General features: G+C 68.1%; 16 protein-coding genes. 12 read left to right on the top strand and 4 right to left on the bottom strand.

Annotation, left to right across the window (positions count from 1 at the left end; genetic code table 11):
- Positions 1-2: 2 nt before the first annotated feature.
- The 3 genes from ACLJOO_RS31985 to ACLJOO_RS31975 are packed head-to-tail and all read right to left on the bottom strand — an operon-like array spanning position 3 to position 3,714.
- On the bottom strand, positions 3-1,007 hold the full coding sequence (locus ACLJOO_RS31985; RefSeq protein WP_410791299.1) for an ABC transporter permease: 1,005 nt from the start codon (positions 1,005-1,007) through the stop codon (positions 3-5).
- 30 nt (positions 1,008-1,037) lie between these two features.
- Complete coding sequence (locus tag ACLJOO_RS31980) at positions 1,038-2,750, bottom strand: ABC transporter substrate-binding protein (protein WP_410791298.1); 1,713 nt, start codon at positions 2,748-2,750, stop codon at positions 1,038-1,040.
- A 31-nt stretch (positions 2,751-2,781) separates the two neighbouring features.
- Positions 2,782-3,714, bottom strand: a complete 933-nt coding sequence (locus ACLJOO_RS31975; RefSeq protein ID WP_410791296.1) for an ROK family protein — start codon at positions 3,712-3,714, stop codon at positions 2,782-2,784.
- 132 nt (positions 3,715-3,846) lie between these two features.
- On the opposite strand from ACLJOO_RS31975, the gene ACLJOO_RS31970 reads away from it, so the two are divergent.
- The 3 genes from ACLJOO_RS31970 to ACLJOO_RS31960 are packed head-to-tail and all read left to right on the top strand — an operon-like array spanning position 3,847 to position 5,869.
- Positions 3,847-5,037 carry an ROK family transcriptional regulator gene (locus tag ACLJOO_RS31970; protein WP_410791294.1) on the top strand — a complete coding sequence of 397 codons (1,191 nt, stop codon included), beginning with the start codon at positions 3,847-3,849 and terminating at the stop codon, positions 5,035-5,037.
- A gap of 41 nt (positions 5,038-5,078) precedes the next feature.
- On the top strand, positions 5,079-5,438 hold the full coding sequence (locus tag ACLJOO_RS31965) for a VOC family protein (protein ID WP_410791293.1): 360 nt from the start codon (positions 5,079-5,081) through the stop codon (positions 5,436-5,438).
- Positions 5,439-5,464: 26 nt separating this feature from the next.
- Positions 5,465-5,869 (top strand): hypothetical protein, encoded by a 405-nt coding sequence (locus ACLJOO_RS31960; RefSeq protein ID WP_410791291.1) that lies wholly within the window; start codon positions 5,465-5,467, stop codon positions 5,867-5,869.
- On the opposite strand, the gene ACLJOO_RS31955 is transcribed toward ACLJOO_RS31960, so the two are convergent.
- On the bottom strand, positions 5,846-6,352 hold the full coding sequence (locus ACLJOO_RS31955; RefSeq protein WP_410791290.1) for a winged helix-turn-helix transcriptional regulator: 507 nt from the start codon (positions 6,350-6,352) through the stop codon (positions 5,846-5,848). The genes ACLJOO_RS31960 and ACLJOO_RS31955 overlap by 24 nt on opposite strands.
- Before the next feature lie 54 nt (positions 6,353-6,406).
- Between ACLJOO_RS31955 and ACLJOO_RS31950 the strand changes: the two genes are divergently transcribed.
- From ACLJOO_RS31950 to ACLJOO_RS31910, 9 genes are all read left to right on the top strand, one after another.
- The gene (locus ACLJOO_RS31950) at positions 6,407-6,865 is read left to right on the top strand and encodes a nuclear transport factor 2 family protein (protein ID WP_410791289.1); all 459 of its coding nucleotides are present in this window, start codon (positions 6,407-6,409) and stop codon (positions 6,863-6,865) included.
- 139 nt (positions 6,866-7,004) lie between these two features.
- The gene (locus ACLJOO_RS31945) at positions 7,005-8,756 is read left to right on the top strand and encodes an ABC transporter ATP-binding protein (RefSeq protein WP_410791288.1); all 1,752 of its coding nucleotides are present in this window, start codon (positions 7,005-7,007) and stop codon (positions 8,754-8,756) included.
- Positions 8,749-10,530, top strand: coding sequence for an ABC transporter ATP-binding protein (locus tag ACLJOO_RS31940; protein ID WP_410791287.1), 1,782 nt, complete (start codon positions 8,749-8,751; stop codon positions 10,528-10,530). The genes ACLJOO_RS31945 and ACLJOO_RS31940 overlap by 8 nt, the downstream gene beginning before the upstream one ends.
- Positions 10,531-10,567: 37 nt before the next feature.
- Positions 10,568-11,584 (top strand): ferritin-like domain-containing protein, encoded by a 1,017-nt coding sequence (locus ACLJOO_RS31935; RefSeq protein WP_410791286.1) that lies wholly within the window; start codon positions 10,568-10,570, stop codon positions 11,582-11,584.
- Between the two features lie 100 nt (positions 11,585-11,684).
- Complete coding sequence (locus tag ACLJOO_RS31930; RefSeq protein ID WP_410791285.1) at positions 11,685-12,617, top strand: ABC transporter ATP-binding protein; 933 nt, start codon at positions 11,685-11,687, stop codon at positions 12,615-12,617.
- The gene (locus ACLJOO_RS31925) at positions 12,617-13,966 is read left to right on the top strand and encodes an ABC transporter permease (RefSeq protein WP_410791284.1); all 1,350 of its coding nucleotides are present in this window, start codon (positions 12,617-12,619) and stop codon (positions 13,964-13,966) included. Before ACLJOO_RS31930 ends, ACLJOO_RS31925 begins: the two co-directional genes overlap by 1 nt.
- A 95-nt stretch (positions 13,967-14,061) precedes the next feature.
- On the top strand, positions 14,062-16,731 hold the full coding sequence (locus ACLJOO_RS31920; RefSeq protein ID WP_410791282.1) for an alkaline phosphatase family protein: 2,670 nt from the start codon (positions 14,062-14,064) through the stop codon (positions 16,729-16,731).
- Positions 16,732-16,778: 47 nt separating this feature from the next.
- Positions 16,779-17,432: a DNA/RNA non-specific endonuclease gene (locus ACLJOO_RS31915; RefSeq protein WP_410791281.1), complete on the top strand. Its 654-nt coding sequence runs from the start codon at positions 16,779-16,781 to the stop codon at positions 17,430-17,432.
- Positions 17,429-17,821: a hypothetical protein gene (locus ACLJOO_RS31910; protein ID WP_410791279.1), complete on the top strand. Its 393-nt coding sequence runs from the start codon at positions 17,429-17,431 to the stop codon at positions 17,819-17,821. The genes ACLJOO_RS31915 and ACLJOO_RS31910 overlap by 4 nt, the downstream gene beginning before the upstream one ends.
- Positions 17,822-17,829: the final 8 nt, after the last annotated feature.

Raw genomic sequence — 17,829 nt, 5'->3', positions numbered from 1 at the left:
GGTTACCCCTTCGTCCGGGCGCGTGGGTCGAGCAGGAACACCGCGAAGTCGCAGAGCAGGACACAGATCAGCACCGCCAGCGTCACCAGCAGGAACAAGGCCTGCAGCAACGGGTAGTCGGTGCTCACCGTGGCGTTGTAGAACATGTAGCCGAGACCCGGGTAGTTGAAGACGTACTCGACCAGGATCGTTCCGGAGATCACGAAACCGAGGGACATCGCGAACCCGGACAGGTTGGGCAGGAACGCGTTCCGGCCGGCGTACCCGAACATGATCTTGGGGCCCGGGATGCCCTTCGCGCGGGCCATCCGGACGTAGTCCTCGGCCAGCGTGGTCACCATGTTGTTCCGCATCGTCAGGATCCAGCCGCCGACCGCGGTGACCAGGATCGTGCTCGCCGGGAGGATGCCGTGCTTGATCACGCTCCAGATGAACTCACCGGTGAACCCGGGCGTCAGGCCCTGGTCGTAGTTGAAGTCGTTCGGCAGCACCGGATTGTTGCCGATCGCAAACAGCGAGATCAGCAGCAGCGCCACCCAGAAGTACGGCAGCGCCGAGGTGACGATGAACACCGGCGGCACGATCCCGTCGATCAGGCCGCCGCGCCGCCAGCCCGCCACCGTACCGATCAGGGTGCCGAGGACGAACGCGAGCACGGTCGAGATGCCGACCAGCCCGAGCGTCCACGGCAACGCGTCGCTGATCAGCGACGTCACCGGCGACCCGAGACTGCTGCCGATCGAGACACCCCAGTGCCCGGTGACCATCGACCTCAGGTACTCGACGTACTGCAGCATCAGGTTCTTGCCCGGGTCGAAGCCGAACTCGGCCAGCACCGTCCGCAACTGCTCCGGCGTCACCACCGCGCCGCCCTTGCTCAGTCGTTGCCGCAGTGCTTCCTCGGGGCTGCCCGGCATCATCCGCGGGATGAAGAAGTTCAGCGTCATCGCCGCCCACAGCGTGAGCACGAAGAACCCGAGGCGTCGTATCAGGTATCGCACTCCCACCAGCTCCTCGTGCTCACGCTTTGCAGTCCCTTACTTTTGGGCGGACTTCGAGTACAGGTTCGTCAGCACCTGACCGACATCCGGGATGTTGTACGGCGCCGGCTGCGCGTACGGGTTGTCCTGCGTCGGCCAGCCCTCCAGGTCCTTGGTGTTGTACTGGTACCAGTCGACCGACTCGGTGGTCGGGATGATCGGCACATCCTTGATCATGTACGACGAGATCTGCTTGATCAGCTTGACCTGCGTGGCCTCGTCGGCGGCGGCGTACTGGTCGAACAGCTTGTCCACCTCGGGGTTCGTGTACCGCGAGTAGTTGCTGTTCGCCTGCTTGCCGATCGGCGCCGAGTTCTTCGAGTACAGCAGCTGCCGCAGCTCGTAGTACGGCGTCGGTCCACCGGACAGGCTGGAGTACGCGAGGTCGTAGTCACCGGTGTACAGCTTCTGGTTGTACGACTGCTGCTGCAGGTCCTGGACCGTCAGCTCGATCCCGACCTTCGCGAGCTGCTGCTTCACGACCGCCAGCGAGGCGTCCCAGTCGGTGTAGCCGGTGACCGTGATGACGTTCAGCTTCAACGGGTTCGACTCGGAGTACCCGGCGGTCTGCAGGAGCTGCTTCGCCTTGTCCAGGTTCGGCTTGTCGTACCCCGCCGCGGTCAGCGCGTCCTTGTCGAAGTACTTGTCGAACGTCGGCGTGACGACACCGGTCTGGTTCGCGGCCGGCTGATATCCGCTCTCACCGATCTTGGAGATCTGCTCCCGGTCGAGGGCGTAGGCGATCGCCTGCCGGACCTCGAGCTTGCTGGTCGCCGGACGCGACGGGTCGTTGTTCGGGACCAGGGCGACGTTCGCGGTCGGCGGGAACCAGTAGTTGTTCTCCGGCGACTTGGACTTGTAGAAGTTGTCGATGTTCGGGATGTACTGACCGCCCCACTGCGCCTTGCCGCTGGCCAGGTCGAGGTTGGCCGGGTTGTTGTCCAGGTACGCCGGGTACTGGACCTTCGCGACGTACGGCTTGCCCGGCTGCCAGTAGTTGCCGTTGGCGACGTACGAGATGTTGTTGCTGGTGCACGACTCGACCGTGAACGGTCCGGTGCCGACCGGCTTCGGGTTCGTCCAGGTGGCCGGCTTGGACGCGGCCTCGCCGGTCGACCAGATGTGCTTCGGCACGATGCCGACCTGGTTGGCGAAGTTGAAGAAGTACGGCTCGGCTGCGGCCTTGAACTTCAGCGTGACCTTGTTGCCGGCGGCGGTGACGCCGGTCAGCCCGGCGCCGGTCCACAGCGAGTAGAGGTCGAGGGCCGGCTGCTCCTTCATCCGGGTGAAGGTGTAGACGACGTCGTCCGCACTGAACGGCTGCCCGTCGCTCCACTTCACGCCGTCGCGGATGGTGAAGGTGATCGAGTCCTTCTTCGGCGACCAGGCGAACCCGGTGGCCAGCATCGGCGTGGTGGCGCCGGCCTTCAGCACGTTCACGAACGTCAGCGGCTCGTAGACGAAACCGAGCGCGACCTGGTTGACCGCCGGGTTGAACGGGTTGAACTGGCACGGCCAGGTCTGCCCGCCGACGTTGGCGATCGTGACGGTGCCGCCCTTCTTGTACTGCCCGGTGCTGCCGCCGCTGCTCGCCGACGACGACGGGTTGGACGATGCCGCGTCCCCGATCGGCTTGTCCCCACCGCCACACCCGGCGGTCAGTGCGCCGACCGCCACAGCGGCGACGGCGATGCGTTTGATGCCCCTCATCGTCTTCTGCCTTTCGCTACTGGAATCCTGCTCATGCGAATGCTTCGGCGCCGAGGTCGACTCCTGCGGCCTCGACGCCGAGGGCGAGCGCCCCGATCAGCGGTGCGTCCGTGGGAAACCGTGCCACCGAGAGCTCCGGTGGAAACGGGACAGCCGCGTCGAGGGCGCGACGCAGGCCGGGTTCGAGCTGGTCCCAGGACCGGACCAGCCCGCCGCCGACGACGATCCGGGACGGATCGACGGCGATGGCGAGGTTGGCTAGATGGGTGGCCAGTTCGCGGACGAACTCGTCGGTGAGGACGGCGGCGTCCGGGTGGGTCCGCGCCATCGTGAAGACGTCGGCGGCCGTGACCGGTCGCCCGAGCCGGGCGGTCCCGGTGGTCTCGAGCGCCTGGCCGCTGACGACGTGTTCCAGGATCGTGCGCTCGTCACCGGCGACGTACGCGTCGGCGGGGGAGCGCAGGTTGTAGCCGATCTCGCCGGACGCTCCGTGCGCGCCGGTGATCACGGTGCCGCCGGCAACGATCGCGACCGCGAGACCGGTGCCGAGATTGACGTAGAGCCCCGGGTCGCAACCGGTCAGCGCACCCCAGCGCAGCTCGGCCGCCGCGGCCGCCTTGACGTCGGTCGCCAGCCGCACCGGTACGCCGGGAAACGCGTCCCGGATCAAGCGCCCGAAGGGCAGTTCGCCCCAGCCGGGAAAGGTCGGAGCCAGTTCCACGCGGTCGTCGTACGGGATGCCGAGCGTCGCCGCGCCGACACCGGCCAGCTCGTGATCGGGCGCGACCTCCGCGAGGAGTTCGCGCGCCGCTGCCAGGCAGCGGGTCATCGCCTCCGCGGCACCGGCGCCGTCCCGGCTCTCGATGGTCGTCGCGCCGAGGCGGCGACCGGACAGGTCTCCGACGGCGGCGGCGATCTTCGTCCCGCCGAAGTCCAGCCCGAGGACGGCCGGTGTCGAAACCACGGGGGTGGCACCTCCTCGCCAGGACCAATAGAATCGATAGGAAACTAACTTAACTATCAGCGGCACCACAAGGGATCGCCAGAACTTGTTGGCCGAGTTGTCCGAGTTGTTAGCTGAGCGAGGGGGTTCGGCGTGACCGTTGTTGCCGGAGGCGCCGCGGCTGCGCGCCCGCAGCTGATCCGCGAGATCAACGAGCAGGTGCTGCTCGACCACATCCGGCGGTCCGGGCCGATCTCCCGCACCGAGCTCGCCGGGCTCACCGGTCTGTCGAAGCCGACCGTGTCCGCGGCGCTGAGCTCGCTGGAGCGGACCGGGTTGGTGCACGTGACCGGACAGCGCACCGGCGTACCCGGGCCGGCGGCCAGTTTGTACGAGGTGCGGCCCGAGGCGGGGTTCGTGCTCGGGCTCGACGTCGGGCGCGAGTACCTGCGCGGTGGGATCGCGGATCTCGCGGGGACGGTGCGCTCGCGGTTGAGTGTGCGGACCAAGGCGGGTGACGCGATGGCCCGGATCCAGGAGCTGGTGGATCTGACCGCGACACTCGCGGCCGAGGCCGGCATCGAGGTCACGCAACTCACCCAGACCGTGCTCGGTAGCCCCGGTGTCTACGATCCCCGGCTGGATGCGCTGACACTGACCGGCCGGCTGTCCGGCTGGGATTCGCCGGCGACCCTGGCGGCGCTGCGGGAGCGTTTCGGGCCGACCCTGATGATCGAGAACGACGTGGACGCGGCGGCCATCGCGGAGCGGGCGCACGGTCATGGCCGGAACGTCGACAGCTTCGCGTTCGTCTCTGTCGGTACTGGTATCGGGATGGGCCTGGTGCTCGACGGCAAGCTGCGGCACGGGTCGCATGGTGTGGCCGGTGAGATCGGGTACCTGCCGTTCACCGAGGGCAGCGGCAGTGATCCGCGGGACGCGCGGAAGCGGGGCGGATTCGACGCCTCGGCCTCGGCGGCTGCCGTCGTACGGGCGGCGCGTCGGGCAGGTGTGCGTGGGGCGTCGACGGCGGAGAAGGTGTTCGCGGCTGCGGTCCGTGGTGATCCGCTCGCGGCCGCGGTCGTCGCCGAGGAGGCGTTGTTGGTCGCCAAGGCGGTCTGCACGGTGATCACCGTCGTGGATCCCGATCTGGTCGTGCTGGGCGGCGGCATCGGGCAGGCGCCAGGCTTCCTCGAGGCCGTGACCAAACAACTGCGCCAGCTCGCTCCGGTGATGCCAGAGGTGAAGGCGAGTGTGCTTGGTACCGAGACAGTGGTGGCGGGCTGCCTCGCGGCAGGACTCGATCGGGCCTGGCAGACACTCGTCGGAAACTCGGCCGGCTAACCGGACGCAAACCGTCCGCAATGGCTACTAGGGTGCGAGCCATGGCTATCGCAATGTACCCAGGCTTCGTCCTGGACTGCCCGGACCCCGCCCGGCTCGCCCAGTTCTACGGTGAAGTGCTCGGCTGGAAGGTCGAGTCCCGGGAAGGCTGGGCGGAGATCCGCCCGGAGGACGGGAGCAACTGCATCTCGTTCCAGCAGGTGGACGACTTCAAGGCGCCGTCCTGGCCGACGCAGGACGTCCCGCAACAGATGCACCTCGACGTGATGGTCCGCGATCTCGACGAGGCCGAGCCGGAGGTGCTCGCGATCGGCGCGACCAAACCCGACCACCAGCCCGGTACGTCGTTCCGCGTCTTCCTCGACCCTGCTGGACACCCGTTCTGCCTCTGTGTTGATTGAGGGTTGACTGACCGTAGGCTGAGGGGGTGACGAGCTGGCGGGAGGAGCGACGGCAGGCGGCGGTCGAGCATGCGGCCGCGCTGGAGCGCAAGAAGGCATCTGAGAGCGCTCAGGCGCGGGAGTTGCTGGCCGGCTTCATCGCGACCCTGAAGGAGCGCGGCGTCGAGCCCGAGCCGTTGCGTGCTCAGGTGATCGGCTCGAACGCCAGCTACCGCACCGATCTCACCGGGTGGTACCTGCGCCGCAACCGCTCACTCGCCGTGGACGTCGACGGCAACTTCTACATCCTCGGCGTACCCGCCAGCCTCAAGTCGCGCGTCGCCGGCGTCCGTGTGCTCCCGTCCGACCCGCCGCTCGTCGTCGGTCAGGGCGCCCGCGACGGCGAGTCGATGCCCCTCGCCGACCTGCTACGGCTTCGGCTCGAGGCCTAGAACACTCGCGATCAACGCCGTACCGGGTGCTGTTCGGCCGCCCGGACCGGGGGACGGCGCGACGTCGTCCATCTGCAACACGTCTCCGCACTCCGAGCAGCAGACCGTCGGGGTCGTGACCTTGCCGCAGGTCGTGTGGGTGAACCGGATGGGTTGGCCCGCCGGGGGAGTCGCCCAGCGGTCGCCCCAGGCGGTCAGCGCCATCAGGATCGGCACGAGCTCCTGCCCCGCGTCGGTCAGCTCGTAGCTGTAGCGCACCGGGTTCTGCTGGTACGGCGTACGTCGTACCAAGCCGCCGTCGACGAGTGTCGTGAGGCGGTCGGTGAGGAGGTTGCGGGAGATGCCGAGGTCCGTGACGAACTGGTCGAAGCGGTTCAGGCCCAGGTAGAGATCGCGCAGCACCAAGGGCGTCCACCAGTCGCCGATCAGCTCCAGCGACTGGGCGAGCGAGCAGTGCATCGAGGCGAAGCTGGTGTTCCGCATGCCCCGAGTGTAGTCAGTTGCGTCATTGAACTCACTATGGCTACGGTGGGGGACATGGGGATCTATCACCGGATCGTGGCGCGGCAGGTGCGGAACGCGTTCACACAGATCAGCGCGGGCAACTGGGAGGCGATGGTGGCCGGGATGGCGCCGTCGTTCACTTACCGGTTCTACGGAGATCACGCGCTCGGCGGCGAGCGGCGTACGCATGAGGCGTTACGGCACTGGTGGGAGCGCTGCTTCCGGCTGCTCCCGGGGACCCAGTTCGAGGTGCAGGACGTGCTGGTTGCCGGCTGGCCGTGGAACACGCAGGTCGCGACTGCGGTCACCGTGCACGTGAACGTCGTGGACGGGTCGACGTACGAGAACGTCGTGCACCAGTTCCTGACGATCAAGTGGGGGAAGATCACCGAGGTCCGCACGCTCGAGGACACTGCGGTCCTGCAGCGCACTCTCGACCGCCTGGCCGCCGCCGGGTACGCCGAGGCGCACGCGGAGCCCATCGTCGGCTGAGTCGGGCTGATTCGGGTGGGTTTGCGGTCTCGGCCGGAAACTCGGGTGCGTTTTGTCGGTGGGCGCGACTACGGTCGGTCGAGTGCTGACGCTGCTGCGGTACGGAGTGCGGGTTGCACCTGGAGGCACCCTTCTGACGATGGGTCTGGCTGTCCTCGGTTCGCTGCTGGGGATGGCGGTCACTTTGCTGACCGGCCGGGTCGTCGGGGCGGTTCCGGGTGTGATCGACGGCGGCCCGGACGCGATGCCGATCGGCGAGTTCAGCTGGCTGCTGGGCGGTCTGCTGGCGGTCTTCGTCATCGACAGCCTGACGCCGGCGCTGCACCAGGTCGCGTCGCTGGTGATGGACGCCGGCCTGGTCCGCGCGATCGGCACCGGCATCACCGAGCCGCTGCTCAAACCGCGCCGGATCGAGCACCTCGAGGACTCCGAAGTACTGGATGTGCAGGAGCGCGCGAAAGGTAAAGGCGGCTTCCACCTCGCGCAGGGACTTGGGCAGTTGCCGTGGCTGATCGCGAGCCGGGTGACGCTGGTCGGCTCGGCGGTGATCGTCGGCGTGATGTTCGCGTGGTGGGTGGCGGCGATGCTGGTCGCGGTCACGATCCTGCTGGAGTGGTACGGCGGTCGCCTGATCGAGCGTGAGGTCGACGTCTGGTGGGGTAACACCGAGGAGCAGCGTCGCGCGAACTACCTCTTCAACCTGGGCATGCGCGACGCACCGAAGGAGCTCCGCGTCTTCGGCCTGCACAACTGGCTCGTGGAGCGGTATGTCCGCGAATGGACGGCCGGCTACCGCCCGGTCTGGGCCCGCCGCCGCAGCAACGCGAAGTGGTCGTTGCTGATCGGCGGCGTCCATCTGATCGCCAACGGCGTCGCGATCCTCGCCGTCGGTCGCGCCGCCTACAACGGCACGCTCCCGCTCACGCAGGTCGCGACCACGCTGCCCGCGATCCTCGCGATCGGCCAGGCGAACAACGGGTACGGCGTGGCGCAGGTCCGCCGGGGACTGTCGGCGTACCGCGCGATGCGGGATCTCAGCGCGACGATCGAGGAGCGGCACCCGGAGCCGGTCGCGGCGGCGAAGCACCGGATCGAGACGATGCCGGCGCGCGAGATCCGGTTCGAGAAGGTGAGCTTCCACTACCCGGGCTCGGACGTCGCCGTACTGCGTGACCTCGACCTCACCATCCGCGCGCGGGAAGCGCTCGCGCTCGTCGGCGTCAACGGCGCCGGCAAGTCCACGCTGGTGAAGCTGCTCGGCGGCGCGTACAAACCGACGAGCGGCCGGATCCTCGTCGACGGTGTCGATCTCGCGGACCTGGACCTGGCCGTGTGGCAGCGACGGGTCGCGGCGATCGTGCAGGACTTCCTGCGGTTCCCGTTGTCGGTGACGGACAACGTCGTGTTCGGCGCGGTCGAGCGCGCAGGTGACGAGCTCACGCTGGCCAGGGTCGCGCGCGAGTCCGGGATCGACGAGGTCGTACGACGCCTGCCCAAAGGCTGGGACACCGTGCTGGACAAGACGTTCGACGGCGGCGTCGACCTGTCGGGCGGCGAGTGGCAGCGGGTCGCGCTGGCCAGGGCGTTGTTCGCGGTACATGCGGGCGCGGGTGTGCTGGTGCTGGACGAGCCGGCCGCGGCCCTCGACGTACGGGCCGAGGCCGAGCTGGTCGAGCGGTACCTGGAGCTGACGTCCGGGGTGGCGTCGCTGATCATCTCGCACCGGTTCTCGGTGGTGCGCAACGCGGACCGGATCTGTGTGCTGTCCGACGGCCGGATCGTCGAGGACGGCACGCACGAGGAGCTGCTGGCGCAGGACGGCGAGTACGCCCGGATGTTCCGGCTCCAGGCCGAGCGCTACGTGACGGGACCGGAGGCAGTCGATGCGTAGTCTGCGGATCCTCTGGCTCTGGTTGTCCACGTCGTTCCGGGCAGCGCCCGGGCTGATGGCGATCTCCACCGTGCTGGTCGCGGCCCGCGCGATCACCGCACCGACCCAGACGTACGGCGTGAGCCGGCTGGTCGACGGGATTGCGTCGGACACGTCGAGCACGATCGCGCTGGGCATCGGCATCATCGTCGGCGGCCTCGCGGTGTCGTTCGTCGCGGACGGCCTCGGGTGGCCGTTGCAGGACACCGCACAGGAGCGGATGGCGGGCCGGGTGCATGCCGACCTCCTCGATGTGACGACCGGGATCCCCGGGCTGTCGCATCACGAGCGGCCCGATGTCGCGGACCGGCTGGAGCTGGTGCGCGAGAAGGCGTGGCGGATGGGCGTCGGCGCCGAGGTGCTGTTGTGGGCGTTCGCCACGGTGACCAACACCGCGACCGTCCTCACGTTGCTCGGGTCGGTGCATCCGCTGTTGCTCGTGCTTCCGTTGCTGGGCGGTGCGCGGATCTGGTCGGCGTACCTGAGCAGTACGCGGCAGAGCAAGGCGTGGGAGGAGTCGATGCCGCAGGAGCGGCTCGTCGACCGGTTGATCGAGGTGGCGAAGGATCCGCGGACCGGCCTGGAGCTGCGGGTGTTCGGGCTCGGAAAGGTCTTACTGGACAGGATCTTCGCGTTGCAGACGCAGCGGTTCGACCGCCGGGTCGAGGCCGCGCGCTGGGGCGGGAAGGTGGACGGCTCGGTGCGGCTCGTCTTCGGTCTCGCGTACGCCGCCGCGATCGTCTGGGTCGTCGCGCGGGCGCGGAACGGGCAGGCGTCCGCGGGTGACGTCGTACTCGTCCTGTTGCTGGCGCCGCAGGTGGATCAGATGACCGGCGGTATCGCGCAGAACGTGTACTGGGTCGGTGAGGTCGTGCGCAGCTTCGGGCGCTACGACTGGCTGCGCGAGTACGCGAAGCAGAACTCGTGGCGGTCGAGCGTCACGTCGGCGCCTGAACGCATCACCACCGGGATCGAGCTGCGGAACGTCGGATTCTCCTACCCTGGTTCGGATTCCGCGGTCCTGAGCGGCCTGAACCTCAGCGTGCCGGCCGGGTCGGCGGTCGCGCTGGTGGGGGAGAACGGCGCCGGCAAGACGACGCTGGTCAAGCTGCTCGCCCGGATGTACGACCCGACGACCGGCCAGATCCTCGTCGACGGCGTGGACCTCGCGACGGTCCGGCCGGATGCGTGGCGGTCGCAGCTGTCGGCGGGGTTCCAGGACTTCGTGAAGTTCGAGTTCACCGCGCGCGAGGTCGTCGGCATCGGCGACATCGAGCGGGCGGACGACGAGGACGCCGTACGGACGGCGGTCGTGCGGGGCGACGCCGAGTCGGTGATCGCCGGGCTGCCGCGGGGGCTGGATTCCCAACTGGGCAAGAAGTTCACGGACGGTGTCGAGCTGTCCGGCGGGCAATGGCAGCGGCTGGCGCTGGCCCGTGCGTTCATGCGCGAGCGTCCGTTGCTGTTGTTGCTCGACGAGCCGACCGCGGCCCTTGATCCGGAGGCCGAGCACCGGCTCTACGAGCAGTACGCGTCCGCCGCGAAGATCGCCGCGACCGAGACCGGCGGGATCACCGTCCTGGTGTCGCACCGGTTCTCGACCGTGCGGATGGCGGACCTGATCGTCGTCATGCACCGCGGGCGCGTCGAAGAGGTCGGCACCCACGAAGACCTGCTCGCGGCCGGCGGTCGGTACGCCGAACTCTTCGAGCTCCAGGCCCGCGCCTACCGCTGACGGTCACAGGGAGGGTGCTTGCGCTGTCTCTAGAGGTATGAAGCAGCGCATCGAGACAATTGACAGTCTTCACGAGCATCTGCAGTGGGCGATCGAGCTGGAGCACGCCACGCTGCCGCCGTACCTGTGTGCCCTGTACTCGCTGGACCCGGCGCGGAATCCGGACGCGGTCGAGGTCGTGAGCAGCGTGTTCGTCGAGGAGATGATCCATCTCTCGCTGGCGTCCAACCTGCTGAACGCCGTCGGGGGCGAGCCGCGGCTCGACACACCGGAACTGCTACCCGGGTATCCGCGGCAGCTGCCGCACGGCTCGATCGAGCTGTCGCTGCTCCCGTTCGGACCGGACGCGCTGGAGATGTTCCTTCGACTCGAGAAGCCCGAGGCGCCGGGTGCATCGGCCGAGGGCGACCACTACGAGACCATCGGGCAGTTCTACGACGCGATCGAAGAGGGACTCCGGTACCTGTGCGACACGCTTGGCGAGGAGAAGGTCTTCTCCGGTGACCCGGCTCGTCAGGTGACCGCGGGACCGTTCCACCACACCGCCGGGACCCTCCAGCCGGTCACCGATCTCGCGTCGGCGCTGGCTGCGCTGGACGAGATCGTCGAGCAGGGCGAGGGCACAGCGCGCGGCGAGGTCTGGGACGGCGACCACGACATCTTCCACCCGGACCGCGACGAGGTCGCGCACTACTACCGGTTCCAGGAGCTGAAGCTCGGCCGTCGCTACCAGCGCGGGGACACGCCGCAATCCGGTCCGACCGGTGAGCCGGTGACGATCGACCCCACCGGAGTGTCGCCGATGCAGCCGAACCCGCGCCGGTCGGACAACGAGCAGATCCGCGCCGCGCAGGAGGAGTTCGACAACACCTACTGCACGCTGCTGTTCCTTCTGGAGCAGGCGTTCACCGGCGAGCCCGCCCTGATCCGGGACGCGACCCGCGCGATGTTCGGGCTGAAGGCCGAAGCCCTGAAGCTGATGCAGTTGAGCGAGGACGACCACACCACCGCCGGACCGACCTTCCGCTACATCGATCCGGAGCAACGCACCTGAGAGGTCGCTGAGCGCTCAGTTGAAAGGAGACCCTCCCAGTTCGCCAATAGTTAACCTTCGGTCTTCACTTCGCAGTACATTGCTTCCTAATGTATTAACCATGGACGCACCGCCCTCTGTCCGTGCCCGCGGCATCACCAAGTACTTCGGGGAGGTCATCGCACTCGACGGCGTCGACCTCGACGTCGCACCCGGCCAGATCCACGGCCTGGTGGGACCGAACGGAGCCGGCAAGACCACGCTCCTCGGTCTACTGCTCGGCCTCGCCGTTCCCGACCGCGGCGACCTGGAGATCCTCGGTACGCCGGTCGGCCGCGCCCTCGCCGTACCCGAGGGCGTCGCCGGCTTCGTCGACGGCCCCGGCCTGTACCCGTCGATGACCGCCAAGCAGAACCTGACCGCTCTGGCCCAGTTGCGCGGCGACCGCACGATGAACATCGACGACGCGATCGACCAGGTCGGCCTGACCGACGTGGCCGACGACCGGGTCCGCGGCTTCTCGCTCGGCATGCGCCAGCGCCTCGGCCTCGCCGCCGCGCTGCTCACGAAGCCGCGGCTGCTGATCCTCGACGAGCCGTCCAACGGCCTCGACCCGGCCGGCAAGAAGCACGTGTACGGCGTCCTCACCCGCCTGGCCGCGGACGGTACGGCGGTGATGCTGTCGAGCCACCGGATGGACGACGTGGAAGCGCTCTGCTCCGAAGTGACGATCCTGTCGACCGGACGGGTCGCGTTCTCGGGCCCGATCAGCAAGCTGGCCTCGGAGGACAGCGAACTCGACTACCGCGTCCTCACCTCCGACCCGGCAGCGGCTCGTCGACTGGCCCGCGAGACGAGGGGCATCCGGCTCCGTGAAGACGACGCCGTACAAGAAGGCGTCGAGCTGCTGGTGATCTCGGCGGCGGTGCCGGCGCTGGACGAGTTCGTGAAGCGGCTGGTCCGCGACGACATCGCCGTCCGCGAACTCGCGCCGGTGGTGTCGCCACTCGAAGCCGCCTTCATCTCCCTCACCGAACAGCAGGAGACCAACTGATGACGGCCACCGTGGCTGCCCCCGAGACCCGTGAGGTCGCCCGTCGGGTGCCGATCGTCCGCGGGTACCGCTTCGAGCTCGTCAAGCTGCTCACCCAGTGGCGCGTTCGCGTGTTGATCATCGCGTGCTGGCTGGCGCCCGGCGTCTTCGTCGCCGTCATCAGCCAGCAGGCTTCGCTCCCGGTCGACACGCTGTTCGGTCGCTGGATGCACGCCACCGGATGGGCCGGTCCGCTTGTCCTCCTGGGCTTCTCAGGTTCCTGGGCGCTGCCGCTGGTGACCTCGCTGATCGCCGGTGACGTGTTCGCGTCCGAGGACCGCCTCGGCACCTGGCGGCATCTGCTGGTGGCGGTCCGGTCGCCGCGCCGGATCTTCATCTCGAAGGCACTGTCCAGCCTGACCGTGATCCTCGTTCTGGTGATCGGCCTGGTCGTGTCGAGCACGATCAGCGGCCTGCTGGTCGTCGGCAACCGGCAAATGATCGGCCTCGACGGCCACCTGCTCTCACCGGGCAGCGCGGCCGGCACGGTCTTCCTCGCCTGGCTCTGCGCCCTCGCACCGACCCTCGCGCTGGCCGCGATCGGGCTCCTCGGCTCGGTAGCGCTCGGCCGATCGCCGATGGGCCTGCTGCTCCCGGCAGTCGTCGCCCTGGCGATGCAGATCGTCCAGCAGCTACCGGTCCCGGTCGCCTTCCGCCTCGCGCTTCCCGGCTACGCCTTCATCAGCTGGAACGGCCTCTTCACCCATCCGGCGCAGCTCGGCCCGTTGCTGATCGGCGTGATCGTCAGCCTGGTCTGGGCCCTCGTAGCGACGGGCCTCGCGTACTTCATCTTCGTACGCCGTGACTTCACCAACCCGACCCACGACGGGTCCGGACGCCTCGCGTTGACGGCCGGCCTGCTGCCCCTCGTCGTACTGCTCGGGGTCACCACCGCGGCCGTCGCTCCGGTGACCGGCTTCGGGTCGGGGATCGACCAGGACAAGGTGCAGCGGGCGGTCGCGGTCGAGTTCGCCCACCTGTACCGGCTGCAGACCAAGCAGCTGAACCGAGCCGACGTCACCGAGGAACAGCTGCAGAGCGCCGCCGAGTGCACCAAGGGCGGCGACCAGGTCGCCGCACGCGGCCCCGGCAACGACTGGCGCTGCGTCGTCAGCTGGCACATCCCCGGGGTGGCGGCGGCCGGCTCGGCGATCTACCAACTCGACATCAACCCACTCGGTCGGTACGTCAGCGACGGGGACGGACCAAAAGAAGTGAATGGCTTCTTCCTGGTCCGCACCCCGTCTGGAGACGAACCGAACCCACTGTGGCAGTTCGACGGCAATATCGAACTGCTACCTGCCAACTGAGGCCCAACCCCGAAGGGACAACACCCATGCAGGTAACACGCCGCAGGCGTGACGAAGAGGGCTCGCCAAGTCCCCGCCGGCGCAGATTACCACTGGTGACCGCTGGGGCCACCGCGTTCGCGGTGACTCTGGCCGGCACCGCGGTCGCCTCGACGACCGGCTTCGGTCACGACCAGGTCGGGCAGGTGACCGACAAGGGTCAGGTCATCTCGTCCGACCAGTACATCAAGCCGATCGGCGACCGTCTCGTCCTCCAGAAGGGCAAGATCATGTCGTCGGCGGTCAGCCCGGACGGCAGCCATATGGCGGCCTCCGTGACCGACGGCGGGATGGCGCTGGCGATCATCGACCTGAAGAGCTGGAAGGTCCAGCAGTACATCGGCAACAACGCTGCCGCGGATCTGAAGATCCCCGGCAACGACATCGGCCAGGAGGGTCCGACGTACTCGCCGGACGGCTCGCAGGTCTGGCTGGGGCAGACCGACGGCTACCGGAAGTTCACCGTGAATTCGGACGGCTCGCTGGCGAACCCGACGTTCGTCTCGATCCCGGCCGACGGCGCGAAGCACTCGCTGGCCGCGGAGGCCGTGTTCTCCGCCGACGGTTCCACCGTGTACTCCGCGGTGAACGGCCAGAACCGGGTCGTCGCGATCGACACCGCGACCGGCGCGATCACGCAGAGCTGGGCGACCGGCAACGCGCCCCGCGACATGGTTGTCGTTGGCAACAAGCTGTACGTGAGCAACGAGGGCGGCCGGACCGCGAAGCCGGGTGACCCGACGATCAACTCGTACGGCACCCAGGTCGTCGCCAACCAGAACGCGATCACCACGACCGGTACGGTCAGCGTGATCGACCTGTCGAACCCGGCCGCCGCCGTCGGCAGCATCGATGTCGGTCTGCACCCGACCGCGGTGTACGCCAAGAACGGCGTCGTGTTCGTCACCAACACCGCCACCAACAGCGTGTCCGTCATCGACACCCAGCGCGGCAAGGTCGTCCAGACGATCGCCACGCAGCCGTGGCCGGAGGCCTCGGTCGGCTACGAGCCGGACGGTGTGACGCTGACCGACGACGGTCACCTGCTGGTGTCGCTCGGCCGTGCGAACGCGGTCGCGGTCTACAAGTACCGCAACCCGCTCGAGCCGGTCAGCTACGTGGGTCTGCTGCCGACGGACTACTTCCCGGCGGAGCTCGCACAGGTGGGCAAGGACATCGTCGTGTCCAACACGCGGGGCATCGACGCCCGCCGCGACACGACGGCCGCGGGACGCGGCACGCACGACACCACGTCGAGCCTGACCAAGTTCCAGTTGCCGGACGACCAGGCGATCAAGAAGTACACCAAGACCGTCTTCGACCAGAACGGCTGGACGAACGGCTCGGCGCAGGTCGCCACGGACCAGGGCCACCGTCAGCCGGTACCCGTTCCGGCCAAGCTCGGCGACCCGTCGACGATCAAGCACGTCTTCCTGATCGTCAAGGAGAACCGGACCTACGACCAGGTGTACGGCGACATCCCGGAGGGCAACGGCGACCCGGCGCTGGCGCAGTACGGCGAGAACGTCACGCCGAACCAGCACGCGCTGGCCAAGCAGTTCGGGCTGTACGACAACACGTACGACGTCGGCACGAACTCCGCCGAGGGTCACAACTGGCTGATGCAGGCCGACAACCCGGAGTACACCGAGTCCTCGGCCGGTGAGTACCTGCGCAGCTACGACACCGAGGACGATGCCCTCGGCCACCAGAAGAGCGGCTTCCTCTGGACCGGTGTCCAGGCGGCCGGCAAGTCGGTGAAGAACTTCGGCGAGTTCCTGTCGATCGAGCAGAAGCCGGCCGACGGGACCTGGCAGAACTACTACTGCGACACGAAGAACATCATCGCGACCGGGGCGGACACCAAGTACCCGATCGCGATCGGGTCGGCGATCCCGTCGCTGAACAAGGTGTCGGTGCAGGGCTTCCCGCAGTTCGACACCAGCGTCCCGGACATCTACAAGACCGAGATCTGGCGCAAGGACTTCCTGAAGAACGGTCCGGCGAACCTGAACATGTTCTGGCTCTCCAACGACCACACCGGCGGTCCGGCCAACGGTCCGGCGCAGGTCGCGGACAACGACCTGGCCACCGGCCGGATCGTCGACCAGATCACGCACAGCAAGTACTGGAAGGACTCGGCGATCTTCGTCGTCGAGGACGACTCGCAGGCGGGTCTCGACCACGTCGACGGGCACCGGGCGCCGATCCAGATCATCAGCCCGTACGCGCAGCACGGTGCGGTGGACAGCCACTACTACACGCAGATCACGATGATCCGGACGATCGAGCAGATCCTCGGGATGAAGCCGATGAACCAGAAGGACACCGCGGCCACGCCGATGTTCGGCGCGTTCACCAGCAAGCCGAACTACACGCCGTTCACGGCGCTGCCCAACCGGGTCGCGCTGACCGACGGCCTGAAGACGCCGCCGTCCTGTGGTCTGGACGTGCCGGCGGCGCAGAACCCGACCGTCGCCGCGGCGCCGAAGGTGACCGTGCCGGCGAGCATGGAGACCATGGCCGCGCAGTGGTCGGCGTGGAAGGACCAGCAGCGGACCACCGGCCCGAACGCCCGGGCCGACTTCGCGAACCCGGCCCAGATGAACCACTACAACTGGTACGAGGCGCACAACTGGTCCCTGCCGTACCCCGGTGAGGCCCAGATCTTCGCCCCGCAGAACGTTCCGGGTGCGGTGATCCCGGCCGCCGAGAACGACGGCTGACACGCGTAAGTAACCACAAGTTCAGAACGAGCGTGTAGAACTACGACATGCCAGAAAGACCGCGGGCGTCGGCCCGGATCGAGCAACCTGCCGATCCGGCCGACGTCCGCGCGGTCGGTTACGGCCCGGACGACGTACCCGTGGTGCCGGAGAAGTACGCCGGCCTGCCGGTGCACAAGGAACAGTCCGGGCGCGTCGGCCACTGGAACGCCGACCTGATGAAACCCGAGCCGTCGGCCGTGTACGTCGTCGACGACCGGTACCTGTACGCGACCGACAAGGCCGGGCGGGTGACCCACGCCGAGGGCTGGCTGGGCTGGCTGCCGACCGAGGAGAACGACGACCGCCGCAACGCCAGCGCCCAACGGGAGGCCGGCGAGCCCGATCGGCAGCCGAACGACGACGGCGGTCACCTGTTCGCGACGGTGTTCGACGGCCCGGGCGAGTCGATCAACCTCACCGCGCAGTCGCAGGAGCAGAACCGGGCGCACACCGGAAGCAAGAACTGGCGCGCGATGGAGCAGACCTGGCAGGCGATGCGCGTCTCCGGTATCCAGGTGCACGCCGCGATCGACGTCCGGCACGCGAACCGTACGACGGACCGGCCGTCGTCCCGCACCGTCGTGGACCGGCACGACGGCAAGCACTCACCCCGGCGTATCTTCAGAGAGACAAAACCAACAGGACGTGTGGTTGAATGAGCGAGATCGGTGTCATCGACACGATCGCCCGCGCCCTGGTCGCGGATCTGCCCGCCGGGTGGCGTGAGGTCAGCGCGGTCTACCGGGCGACCACGTCGTACGCCGAACTGGACGCGGACGTGGTGCTGCCGTCGGGGGAGACCCAGTTGGAGACGCTGCCCGAAGGCCTCGAGGATCACTTCGAGGAGTTGCGGCGGGAGATGTACCAGCCGGGCAAGGGGACCTGGCTGACGGCCAAGGTGACGGTCACGTCGACCGGGCACTTCGCGACCGACTTCGACTACGACCACGAACCGGCGTGGTCGATCCCTGTCGACGCAACGATCTACCCGGCCGATCTGGCCGCCTTTCCCCGGGATGCCGAGAACACGCCCGACTGGCTGCAGTAAATCGGTGG

This window comes from Kribbella sp. C-35 (assembly GCF_046549195.1).
GTDB lineage: Bacteria > Actinomycetota > Actinomycetes > Propionibacteriales > Kribbellaceae > Kribbella.
The sequence above is the reverse complement of the archived record's forward strand: the minus strand, read 5'-3'. Positions and strand labels throughout refer to the sequence as shown.